Source organism: Enemella evansiae, assembly GCF_002250705.1.
Taxonomy (GTDB): Bacteria; Actinomycetota; Actinomycetes; order Propionibacteriales; family Propionibacteriaceae; genus Enemella; species Enemella evansiae.
Genome location: NZ_NMVP01000034.1, coordinates 40,249 through 51,991 on the forward strand (window position 1 = coordinate 40,249; position 11,743 = coordinate 51,991).

The window sequence follows — 11,743 nt, forward strand, 5'->3', positions numbered from 1 at the left end:
TCAGTCAGTCCTCTCAGGCGTTGATGCCGGTGACCTTGACCTGCGTGTAGCGCTGGCGATGGCCCTGGCGCTTGCGGTAGCCGGTCTTGTTCTTGTATTTCATGATGCGGATCTTCGGGCCCTTGGTCTCGGCCAGCACCTCGGCCGTGACCGACGCCTTGTCCAGCGCACCCCGATCCGCGGTGACGGACTCGCCGTCGACCAGCAGCACCGGCTGCAGCTCGACGCTGGAGCCCACCTCGTCGGCGACCTTGTCGATCTCGACGATGTCTCCCACGGCAACCTTGTGCTGGCGGCCGCCACTGCGCACGATCGCGTACACGCCTGACCTACTCTCTGTCCTCGTCTGTGGACCCTGCCCGGTCTGAAACCTCGGGGAGATCCGATCCTGGAAGGCACCGCAGTCGCACGACAGGCATGCGTCCGCTGAGCACCGAGGATCAAGAGTACGCGGGGGTACGCGGGTGGGTCAAACTCGCGCCCACGCTCATCGCCAGGCTCATCTCGACACGGCCGCCATTGCTCCGCTTCGCTCCGCATGGCGGCCTACTCGATGAGCGTACTCAGCGGAGATCACCCGGGTTCGCCAGCCCGGGCGGCAACCCTCCCGGATCGGTGTACCAGTCGGCGTACCGGGTGAACAACTCCGCCGGCAACTGGTCGGCGATCAGGGCGAGCTGGGTGCCCTGGTTCTGGGCGAAGGAGATCGCCGCCCGGGCTGACCCGACCGGCGGACTGGCGACCAGGAAGCGGCCGCGGATCCGCCAGTCGAAGGCGACCTCCTTCATCTGCGCGATCACCGCCGGGGTGAGGAACTCCCGCACGTACTGCTCGGCCTCGGTGCCGGTGTCCCAGCCGGTGACCGTATAGAGCCGGTCGAACTGTTCGTCACCGGTGTCGATGTCACCGCCGCGGTCCTGCTTGCCCTGTTCGCGGGCCACCTGCAGCGGTGGCAACGGGGCGCTCAGCGGGACCAGCAGATGCCAGGAACGGTCGCCCTCGTCGGTGACGTGTTCGAAGGCGGTGAAGGAGGTGGGCTCACCGTTGTTGGCGCGCTTCGCGCCGACGAGCCCGTCGAGCCGGTTCTCGAAGTGACCGCCGGAAAAGTTGGCCGGCGGCACCGTACCGGCCCACAGCTCGGTGACCCCGGCGGCGTACGGGTCGGCGGTCATCCCTTTCGGCAGCTCCGTGGGCAGTGTGATCGGGTCCTGGCGGCGGGTACGCCGGCCGCCCGGTCTGGCCGACCGGTCCCGGCCGAGCAGCCAGACCAGCAACCCGAAGCCGCCGAACACCGCGGTACCGAGGCCGGGCACCCAGAGCCAGCTCCCCGGCTCGACGATCGCGCCGACGATCAGCACCACCGGGCTGGCGAGCATCCAGATGATGAACAGCCACATGCAACCGGCCCGCTCGAGCGGGTTCGGTGGTGAGGTGTCTGACACCCGAGCATCGTGCCATTCCCACCGTCCACCTCACCGGCCGAGCGAGCGCAGCGAGTCGAGGCCCCCTAGGCTCCGCACCATGTCCACCCGGCGGGAGACCGCACACACCCTGCTCGCCGGGGTGATCTGTGCCCTGGTCGGTTTCACCAGTTCCTTCGCGGTGGTGCTGGCCGGCCTGCGGGCCGTCGGCGCGGGCCCCGCCCAGGCCGGGTCGGGTCTGATCGTTGCGCTGGTGACGATGGGGCTGGGCTCGCTGCTGTTCTCCTGGCGGTACCGGATCCCGATCACGATGGCCTGGTCGACCCCGGGGGTCGCGCTGCTGGCGGCGGGGGTGGCACCCGCGGGCGGTTTCGCGGCGGCGGTCGGCGCCTTCGTGCTGACCGGGCTGCTGCTCGCCCTCACCGGCCTGGTACGCCCGTTCGGTGAGCTGGTGCAGCGGATCCCGACGCCGTTGGCGAATGCGATGCTGGCCGGTGTCCTGCTGATGCTCTGCGTGGCGCCGTTCCAGGCGCTGATGCGCTCCCCCGCGGCCATCGCGCCGGTCCTGGTGTGCTGGCTGGTGCTGCTCCGGTTGGCGCCCCGGCTGGCCGTACCGGGCGCGCTGCTGGCGGCGGTCGTGGTGCTCGCGGTCACCGGCGCCCTGGGCCGCTTGGATCAGAGTCATCTGACCCCCGCACTGACCCCGGTCCTGCCGCGTTTCGATCCGGCGACCCTGTTGGCGATCACGGTGCCGCTGTTCCTGGTCACGATGACCAGCCAGAACATCCCCGGCACGGCCGTGCTGGCCGGTTTCGGCTATCGCACCCCCTGGCTGCCGGCGATGGCGTACACCGGTGGGACGACCGCGGCCGGGGCACTGCTCGGCGGCCCCGGGATCAACCTGGCCGCGATCTCCGCGGCCCTGGCCGCCGGACCGGAGGCCGGGCCCGATCCGAACCGGCGCTGGCTGGCCGGGGTCTCCTGTGGGATCACCCACCTGCTGCTGGCCCCGCTGTCCGGAGTGGTCATCGCGGTGGCCCAGGTGGCACCCGATGGCCTGCTGGCGACGATCGCCGGCCTGGCCCTGGTCGGCACCTTCGCCGCCAGCGCGACCGCGGCGCTGGCCGAGCCCGGCTCACGACTGCCGGCGGCACTGACGATCGTGATCGCGGCCAGCGGGTTGTCGGTCGCCGGGATCGGGGCGCCGTTCTGGGCCCTGCTCGGCGGCCTGGTGCTGCATGCGGTGCTCTCGCCGCGTCGGGGTCGCCGAGACCAGTAGGGCGCCACCGATCAGCATCGGTACGCCGTAGCGGACCACCTCACCGAGGCCGAGCATCACCCCCATCGCGAGCAGATAGATCGTGAACAGTCCCGCGGTCACCTTGCCGACCCAGCGGCGCTGCCAGCCGGCGAGCAGCAGGACGCCGAGGGCGACCTCCAGCAGCGTCGCGGCGACCGCGGCCACGGTGGCGAGGCTGCCCAGCGGCCCGGGCAACAGGCTCGCGGTGTAGGCGACGAAGGCGGGCCAGCTCCCCCACGACACCCCGCTGGCCCCGGCCGGGCCGAACAGGCCGAAGCGGTCGGCGACCGCGCCGAGCAGGGATAGTGCGAGCAGCACCGCGACGACCGTGCCCAGCACCCGCACGATGCCCGGGAGGCGTGCGGCGAGCGGGGGCAGGCTGCACACGGCCAGCAGGGTGATCGCAACCAGCAGCGCCCCGGTGATCACCCCGGGCCAGACGGCGTACCCGATCCCCCACCCCAGTTGCAGCAACAGGCCGGCGACAACCCAGATCCAGCCACCCGTCCGACGGGCCCCATCCATCCAGCGCATTGCACGCCTCCTTTTAGTAAGGTTCCTGATGAAACCCTAGGGAGGAGATCGCAGATGGTCAAGCGCCTTACTAATCCGTTCGTCGGCGGCCCGACACCGCTCGGCACCCTGCTGACCGCGGCCGGTCGGCGCATCTCGGGCGAGTTGGATGCCGCGCTGCGGACGGCCGGGTTCACCGATGTCCGGGCCGCGCACGCGCCGCTGTTCATGGCGATCGAGGCGGACGGTTGCAGCGTGACCACGCTCGCCGAGCGCACCCGGATGACCAAGCAGGCGGTCGGCGAACTGATCCGCCACCTCGCCGAGCGGGGCTATCTGCAGGTCGCGCCGGATCCGGACGACAAGCGGGTACGCCGGGTCACCCTGACGACGCGGGGTTGGCAGGTGGTCGAGGCCGGCCAGCGGGTGGTCGCCGACTTCGATGCCTGGCTGGCCGCCGAGGTCGGTGCGGACCGGGTGCAGCAGCTGCGCGAGACGCTGACGATGATCGCCGACACCGAGCCGGCCGAACGCTGAGCGCGGGCCCGGCGGACTCCCTCCCCACCCACGCCGCGATCCATCGAACCAAGAAGCCATCCCCCTGGCCCTGTAGGAGGAGGGGGATGGCTGTTGGATTCGCTGGATCGCGGAGTGATCAGCCCTGGGACTGCTGGGACGGCTCCGGGGCCTGCAGCGGCGCGTCGGCGGGCTCGGCCGCGGGGACCGGATCCGGTACCGGCGGGGGCTGCACGATCGTCTGACCGGTGACCTGGGCCGGCTGCTGATCGGGCTGCTCGGTCCGGTCGGACTGGCCGTTGTGCGCGTGCGCCGGGGTCTCCGGCTGCTCCGGTTCCTTGTGCTCCGGCGCCTTGTGCTCCTGCTGCTGCGGCTGGCCGTTCTGCCGCGAGCGGTCCTGACCGTTCTTGTCACCGCGATCATTCGACTCATCGCGGTCGTTCTTCTCCGAACGATCCTTCTTCTCACCCCGGCCGGACTTGTCGTTCTTGTCGTTCTTCTCCGACTTGTCCTTGCCGCGCCGGTTCTGATCGCCACCGCGGTTGCGGCCACCACGACCACCACGGCCACCGTGCCGGTCACCGCCGTCGGACGGCGCCTGGGTCTCCACCGGCATGTCGTGGATCAGGTAGCCGCGGCCCTTGCAGGTCTCGCAGGACTCGGTGAACGCCTCGGCGAGCCCGGTACCGATCTTCTTGCGGGTCATCTGCACCAGACCGAGGCTGGTCACCTCGGCCACCTGGTGCCGGGTCCGGTCGCGGCCCAGGCACTCCACCAGGCGGCGCAGCAGCAGCTCCCGGTTGCTCGGCAGCACCATGTCGATGAAGTCGACCACGATGATCCCGCCGATGTCGCGCAACCGCAGCTGGCGTACCACCTCTTCGGCGGCCTCCAGGTTGTTGCTGGTGACGGTCGCCTCGAGGTTGCCACCGGAGCCGGTGAACTTGCCGGTGTTGACATCGATCACCGTCATCGCCTCGGTGCGGTCGATGATCAGCGAACCACCCGAGGGCAGGAACACCTTGCGCTCCAGCGCCTTGGCGATCTGCTCGTCGACCCGGTGCGCGGCGAAGATGTCACCCTGATCGCGGTCCCACTTCTCGATCCGCTCCGACAGGTGCGGGGCGACGTGCGAGACATAGGCGGTGACGGTGTCGTACGCATCGTTCTGGGCCTGGTTGCCGTCGATGACCAGCTTGCTGAAGTCCTCGGTGAACAGGTCCCGGACGATCCGCACGGTGGCGTCGGGCTCGGCGTAGAGCTGCTGCGGCGCGGACCCACCGGTCTTCTTCTCGATGGCCTCCCACTGGGCCTTCAACCGGTTCACATCGCGCACCAGCTCCTCGGTCGAGGCGCCCTCGGCGGCGGTCCGGACGATCACCGAGGCGTCGTCGCCGACCAGCTCGGCCAGGATGTCCTTGAGCCGCTTGCGCTCGTTGTCGGGCAGCTTGCGCGAGATCCCGGAGAGGTGACCGCCGGGGGCGTACACGATGTAACGCCCGGGCAGCGAGATGTGGTTGGTCAACCGGGCGCCCTTGGCGCCGACCGGGTCCTTGGTGACCTGCACCAGGATCGACTGACCCGACTTGAGCACCTTCTCCATCTTGCGGTTCTGGCCGTCGGCGCCGAAGGAGTCCCAGTCGACCTCGCCGGCGTAGAGCACCGCATTGCGGCCGCGGCCGATGTCGATGAAGGCGGCCTCCATCGACGGCAGCACGTTCTGCACCTTGCCCAGGTAGACGTTGCCGATCAGCGAGGTGGCCGAGGCCCGGTCCACGTAGTGCTCGACCAGGACGCCGTCCTCGAGCACGCCGATCTGTGAGAGTTCCTCGTTCTGCCGGATGACCATGGTCCGCTCCACCGACTCGCGGCGGGCCAGGAACTCGGCCTCGGACAGGATCGGTGCGCGACGCCGGCCGGCGGCGCGGCCCTCCTTGCGGCGCTGCCGCTTGGCCTCCATCCGGGTCGAGCCCTCGATCCCGGTGACCTCGTCGGAGGACCGGTCGGACTTGTTGCGCCGCGGTTCGCGGACCCGGTCGACGACCTCGACGTTCTCGTCGTCATCGTTGCTGCCGGCCTCACCGCGGCGGCGCCGACGACGCCGACGACGCCGTCCACCGGAGGACTGCTCGTCCGCATCATCGGAGCCGGAGTCGGAGTCGGAGTCCTTCGAGTCGTCGTCCTTGGCCTGGTCGTCCTTGGCACCGGAATCGGCGGTGTCGGCACCGTCCCCGGACTCCTGGGCGGTGTTCCCCGAGTCGTCGGAGGCGTTGTCGTTGTCATCCCCCGACCCACCGCGACGGCGGCGGCGACCACCCCGGCGGCGCCGACGCCGGCGGCCGCCATTGGACTGGTCGTCGGCATCGGAGTCCGAGTCGTCCGAATCGGAGTCCTCGGACTCGGAATCGTCGTCCTCGCTGTCGCGGTCCTCGGACTCGGCGTGGTCGCTGCCCTCGGGCTCCTCGCCCTCGGTCTCCTCCTCGTCGCCGTCCTCCGCATCATCCGCCTCGGCGGCGGGGGTCTCGACCGGCTGCGGAGGCTGGAACGGATTGGCCAGCGCCGCCCGGGACCGCTCGGACTGGTCGGCGGCTGCCGGCTGCTCGGCGACGGACGCCTCGGTCGGTTGCTGCTCGGCGGGCTGCTCCTCGGCGGCGGGCTGCTCGACCGTGGGCTCCTCGGCCACCGGTTCGGCGGCGGCGGCCTTCTTGCGGGTGGTGCGCTTGCGGGCCGGGCGGGCCGGTTCGGCGGCGGGCGCCTCGGCCTGGTCACCGGACTCGGCGGGCGCGGGCTCGGCGGTGAGGGCGGCCTGTTGCTCGCCCCCCTCGGGTGCGGGCTCGGCGGTCTTGCGGCTACGCCGCGTTCGGCGCGGCGCCTCGGCAGCGGGCGCCTCCGCCTTCTTGCGGCTGGCGCGCTTGCGGGGGGCGGCCTCCTCGGTGGTCGTCCCGTCGCTCGATCCAGACACCGGCGCCTCCGGCGCCACCGGCTCCGGGGCCGCTGCGGGGGTCTCGACCGGCGCGGGCTCGGCGGGCTTGCTCTCGATCGGGGCCGGCGGACCGGCGGGGCGGCTGGCGGAACGCCGACCGCTGGGCGGGCGGGGCAGGTCGTCGTCGGCAGCTGTGTTGTTGTTCTGGTCTTCGAGCATTCGCTCTCCTTCGACCGGCCGGGGCCGGCGTACGGCTGCGCACCGCGGGCGCTCACCGAGGTGGCGCAGGCAGACGGCGCTGCAGAAGCTTTCAGTCCGTCCCGGTCGTGGTCGTGTGGTCTGCCGCGGTCGCCAGGCGTCGCGGTCGGGACCGGATCGTGGTCTGTCACCCCACGAGAACACCGATTCCAGGACGAGGAGCACCGGCGGTGCCCCCAAACCTGCGGCCAAGTATCCCACATCGGAGCGCAATGCCCCAGTTCCGCGATCGAAGTGTCGGCGAGCGGCCCGGTTCAGGCCAGCGGGTCGGCCAATCCGTCGGGTCCGAGCTCGCCCTGCGCCAGCCGGGTGATCAGCACCGCCGGCGGCACCTCGAAGCGTTCATCGACCCGGGCCATCGCCTGCAGCACGTCGTCGGGACGGACCAGCGGCACCTGGTGCCGGCTGAGCAGATCGAGCGCACCCTCGCCCACCTCGAGGCGGACCACCGCGGCGCGCGCGTCGAACTCCCGGATGCCGTTCTTGGTGAGCCGTTCGACCAGCACCGAATCGGCCGCCAGCAGCTTCTCGGCCGCCGCGCCCACCACCGCCTCGTCGAATCCTGCCCAGCCGATCCGCCACGCCGACCCGGTGAGCCGGTCGGCCAGCGCACCGGGGCCGGCCTCGACCACCTGCACCAGATCCAGCCCGGGCGGCATCGCCGCGCCCAGTTCGCGGAGCACCGCCTCGGGGTCACAGCGCGCCGCGAGGCCGATCTCCAGGTACTCGGCCTCGGTGGCGGCACCGGTCGGGGAGGCATTCGCGAACGACACCCGCGGATGCGGATTGAAACCCGAGGAGTAGGCCATCGGGATCGCGGCGCGGCGCAGCGCCCGCTCGAAGGCGCGGGAGAAGTCGCGGTGGCTGGTGAAGCGCGCCCGGCCGCGCTTGGCGTACCGGATCCGCAGCTTCTGCACCGGGGGTGCCTGCTGTTCGGGTTGTCTGCGCTTCGTCCCTGCCACGACAGAGCAGCGTAGCCCGATGCGGTGCGGATCACGCTTCCCGCTCCCGACTGTCCCCGAGGTCGCCGGGGGAACTAGAGTCGCGTCCGTGGCACGTCAATTCAGCTTTCATTCCGACGAGAACGGCGAAAAGGTCGAGATCGCGATCCGCGGTCGCCAGATCCTGGACCGGCCGATGATCAACTTCGGCACCGCGTACCCCCATGAGGAGCGCAACGCGCTGGGCCTGACCGGCCTCCTGCCACCCGCGGTGAGCTCCATCGACACCCAGGTCGCCCGGACCTACCAGCAGTACTCCGCGCAGCCCGACGACCTGAGCAAGAACATCTATCTGACCCAGTTGCAGGACCGCAACGAGATCCTCTTCTACCGCCTGCTGGCGGCGCACCTGGAGGAGATGCTGCCGATCATCTACACCCCGACCATCGGTGAGGCGATCCAGCAGTACTCGACCTGGTTCGGCCGTCCCCGCGGGATCTTCCTGTCCATCGACGACCCGGACGGCATCGAGCAGGCCCTGCAGGCCGGCGGCCAGAGCGCCGAGGACGTCGACCTGATCGTGGTCACCGACTCCGAGGGCATCCTCGGCATCGGCGACCAGGGTGTCGGCGGGATCCGCATCTGCGTCGGCAAGCTGTCGGTCTACACCGCCGCGGCCGGGATCCATCCGCTGCGGGTGATGCCGGTGGTGCTCGACGTCGGCACCGACAACATGGAACTGCTCAACGACGAGGCCTACCTCGGCGTCCGGCACGCCCGGGTCCGCGGTGAGCAGTACGACCAGTTCGTCGAGCGCTTCGTCAGCACCGCGAACCGGATGTTCCCCAAGGCACTGCTGCACTGGGAGGATCTCGGCGCCTCGAACGCGCACCGGATCCTGCAGACCTACCGCGAGGACTACCTGACCTTCAACGACGACATCCAGGGCACCGCCGCCGTCGTGGTGGCCGCCCTGCTGGCCTCGGTGCAGGCCAAGGGCGAGAAGCTGGCCGACCAGAAGTTCGTGATCCACGGTGCCGGCACCGCCGGGATCGGGGTGGCGGATCTGCTGGTGGACATCATGGTGCGCGACGGGCTGAGCGAGGACGAGGCCCGCAGGCGGTTCTGGTGCCTGGGTTCGCGCGGCCTGCTGCACACCGGGATGAAGCTGCGGCCCTTCCAGGAGCCGTACGCCCGGGCGGCGGCCGAGCTGTCCGACTGGGGCCTCACCGGGGAGACCGCGGATCTGGCGACCACCGTGGACCGGGTGCAGCCGACCGTGCTGATCGGCACCTCGGCCCAGCCCGGTGCGTTCTCCGAGCCGATCGTTCGCAGCATGTACGCCCATTGCCCGCGGCCGGTGATCATGCCGCTGTCGAACCCGACCAGGCTCTCCGAGGCACTGCCGGTCGATCTGCTGACCTGGACCGACGGCAACGTGCTGATGGCCACCGGCTCCCCGTTCCAGCCCGTCACCCTGGACGGCACCACCTACCAGATCGCGCAGGCCAACAACGCGCTGGTCTTCCCCGGCATCGGGCTGGGTGCGATCGTCGCGGAGGCCAGCCGGGTCACCGACCACATGATCGCCGCCGCGGCCGAAGCGGTCGCGGAGATCACCGATGCCAGCAAGCGCGGCGCCCCGGTGCTGCCGCCGATGACCGACCTGCGCGCGGTCTCCGCCGAGGTCGCGGTCAGGGTCGCCGGGGCCGCGGTCAAGGACGGCGTGGCCCAGAAGACCCTCGAGAACCCGGTTCAGGACATCTACGCCCGGATGTGGAAGCCGCAGTACCCGACGATCGAGGTCGTCACCAACGAGTTCACCCCGACCCGGCGGAACTGAGCCCGGGCTCGACTCACAGATAGTTGCCGATCGGGCCCGGGTCGCTCTGCCGACCCGGGTCCGAGGGCAGATCCTCCGGCAGCAGCGTACGGACCTGCTCCGGTGTCGGCTGGCCGAGCCCGACCAGGCGTACCCCCTGCAGGGAAATGGCTTCCTCGAACAGATTCCGGACGTGGCGCCCGTTGCCGAACCCCTGCGGCCGCGGCGACGGCAGCCCGACCCGGATCGCTTCCAGCAACCCGGGCCCGGCGACGAAGGAGTTCGCCCGCAGCAGCCGGCCGAAGATCTCCATCAGCTCGTCATCCCCGTAACCGGGGAACTCGATGGTGACCGGGAACCGGCTCGCCAGCCCCGAGTTGGCCTGCAGGAAGTGCCGCAGTTCGACCGGATAGCCGGCGACGATCACCACCACCTCGTCGCGGTGGTCCTCCATCAGCTTCAGCAGGGTCGCGACCGCCTCGTGGCCGAAGTCGCGCGGTGAATCCTTCGGGATCAGCGAGTACGCCTCGTCGATGAACAGCACCCCGCCGCGGGCCTGTTCGAAGACCGCCTCCACCTTCGGCGCGGTCTGCCCGATGTATTCCCCCACCAGGTCGCTGCGGGCCGCCTCGACCAGGTGACCGCGCTCCAACACGCCCAGCTCGGCGTACAACCGCGCCAGGATCCGGGCCACCGTGGTCTTGGCGGTCCCCGGGTCACCGATGAAGACCATGTGTCGGGACCGGGCCGGGACCTGCATCCCGGCCTGGATCCGGATCCGGTCGGCCTGGATCTCGGCCACCAGCCGGTTCACCCGGTCCTTCACCGTGGCCAGCCCGACCAGGTTGTCCAGCTCGGTCCGCGGGTCGAGGTCGCTGACCGGTTCGACCGTCAGCGGGGCGGGTGCCGCCGCGCCCTCGTCGACGGCCCGGACGGCGAGCGGTGCCGCGCGCCGCTCGTTGGCGCGGCGCTGCCACGCCGGTTCGCGGGTACGCCGGGCGGCGGCGCTGTCGAACACCGAGCGGAAGTCCTGCAGGAAACCGTCGGTGACCGATGCCTTGGCGAAGACGAGTGCGTTGTCCGCACCGCTGGCGGCGTCCAGGGCCGAGTACGCCCCCACCCAGGCACGGCAGGCGTCGACCTGCCCGTTGACCATCGCCCGGACCAGCCAGCGCCGCAGCCGACCCGACCAGGTCGAGTGGTCGTAGTCCGCCAGCCGCGTCAACCGGTCGTCGGCCTCGGTGACGACACCGACACCGGCGGCGCGGAGGAAGGCCGGGCTCAGCTCCGCGCGCCCGTGCGCCTTCGCCAGGGTGGCCAGCACCTCCCCGGTCTCCGGGCCGCCGTCGACCTCGGCGTGCAGATGCTCGTGCACCTGCACGAACCGCTGCCAGATGTCGGCGGTGACCTGCGGGTGCAGGAAGTCGGGCAGCGCGTGGTGGTCCTCCGGTCCCAGCAGGGTGTTGGCGAACCAGATACCGCGGCCCTCGGGCACGAAGATCTGCTCGTCGGCCAACGCGCGGTCCAGGAAGCCACCGGCGATCCGCATCCGCTCGCTCAGTTGTGGGATCTCGGCATAGAGGTCGAGCACCGCATGGGTGATCTCGGCCGCCTGCCGGCACTCCTCGGGACCCGGCGTACCGTCGATCCACGGCAGGCTGGCGATCGGCCAGGACTGGTAGCTGGTGCTCAGATAGTTCATCGAGGGGCCCGGACCGGGGCGCTTGTCGGCGATCGCCCAGTCGGTCACCAGTTCATAGCGCAGCAGCCGCAGCGGCCCGGTCCAGGTCGAGTAGGCACCACCGACGTGGACCTGCAGGTTGAACAGGGTGACGATCGACAGCGGCACCGCACCGGGGCCGAGCAGCTCGGAGCTGCGCGAGACCAGCTGCGGGTGCAGCTCGCGGGCCATCGTCGCGACCCGTTCCCGGGCGTCATCGAGCCACCCGGGCGGCAGCACCCACGGGTCGTGGTCACCGAGGATGTCGACGTAGAGGTCGTCGGTGAACAGCACCTTCAGGTGATCCGGCAGCTCCAGCTCGCTCAACT

Annotated in this window: 8 protein-coding genes; 3 read left to right on the top strand and 5 right to left on the bottom strand. The window is 70.7% G+C overall.

Annotation, left to right across the window (positions count from 1 at the left end):
- Positions 1–13: 13 nt before the first annotated feature.
- Both rplU and BI335_RS15685 read right to left on the bottom strand, forming a co-directional pair.
- On the bottom strand, positions 14–322 hold the full coding sequence (gene rplU / locus BI335_RS15680; RefSeq protein WP_094360181.1) for a 50S ribosomal protein L21: 309 nt from the start codon (positions 320–322) through the stop codon (positions 14–16).
- 241 nt (positions 323–563) lie between these two features.
- Entirely contained in the window at positions 564–1,442 is an 879-nt protein-coding gene (locus tag BI335_RS15685) for a hypothetical protein (RefSeq protein ID WP_133626339.1), read from the bottom strand.
- Between the two features lie 79 nt (positions 1,443–1,521).
- On the opposite strand from BI335_RS15685, the gene BI335_RS15690 reads away from it, so the two are divergent.
- Both BI335_RS15690 and BI335_RS15695 read left to right on the top strand, forming a co-directional pair.
- Positions 1,522–2,700: a benzoate/H(+) symporter BenE family transporter gene (locus BI335_RS15690; protein ID WP_094428838.1), complete on the top strand. Its 1,179-nt coding sequence runs from the start codon at positions 1,522–1,524 to the stop codon at positions 2,698–2,700.
- Positions 2,701–3,309: 609 nt separating this feature from the next.
- Positions 3,310–3,771 carry a MarR family winged helix-turn-helix transcriptional regulator gene (locus BI335_RS15695; RefSeq protein ID WP_094407011.1) on the top strand — a complete coding sequence of 154 codons (462 nt, stop codon included), beginning with the start codon at positions 3,310–3,312 and terminating at the stop codon, positions 3,769–3,771.
- Between the two features lie 118 nt (positions 3,772–3,889).
- On the opposite strand, the gene BI335_RS15700 is transcribed toward BI335_RS15695, so the two are convergent.
- Both BI335_RS15700 and BI335_RS15705 read right to left on the bottom strand, forming a co-directional pair.
- Complete coding sequence (locus BI335_RS15700; RefSeq protein ID WP_094432042.1) at positions 3,890–6,892, bottom strand: Rne/Rng family ribonuclease; 3,003 nt, start codon at positions 6,890–6,892, stop codon at positions 3,890–3,892.
- A 293-nt stretch (positions 6,893–7,185) separates the two neighbouring features.
- Positions 7,186–7,893 (bottom strand): TIGR03936 family radical SAM-associated protein, encoded by a 708-nt coding sequence (locus BI335_RS15705; RefSeq protein ID WP_094432044.1) that lies wholly within the window; start codon positions 7,891–7,893, stop codon positions 7,186–7,188.
- Positions 7,894–7,981: 88 nt separating this feature from the next.
- On the opposite strand from BI335_RS15705, the gene BI335_RS15710 reads away from it, so the two are divergent.
- A complete protein-coding gene (locus BI335_RS15710) occupies positions 7,982–9,715 on the top strand; it encodes an NAD-dependent malic enzyme (RefSeq protein ID WP_267489560.1) in 1,734 nt (577 codons plus the stop codon).
- A gap of 13 nt (positions 9,716–9,728) precedes the next feature.
- Here the strand turns inward: BI335_RS15710 and BI335_RS15715 are convergent, their stop codons facing one another.
- Entirely contained in the window at positions 9,729–11,741 is a 2,013-nt protein-coding gene (locus tag BI335_RS15715) for an AAA family ATPase (protein WP_094428830.1), read from the bottom strand.
- Positions 11,742–11,743 lie beyond the last annotated feature (2 nt).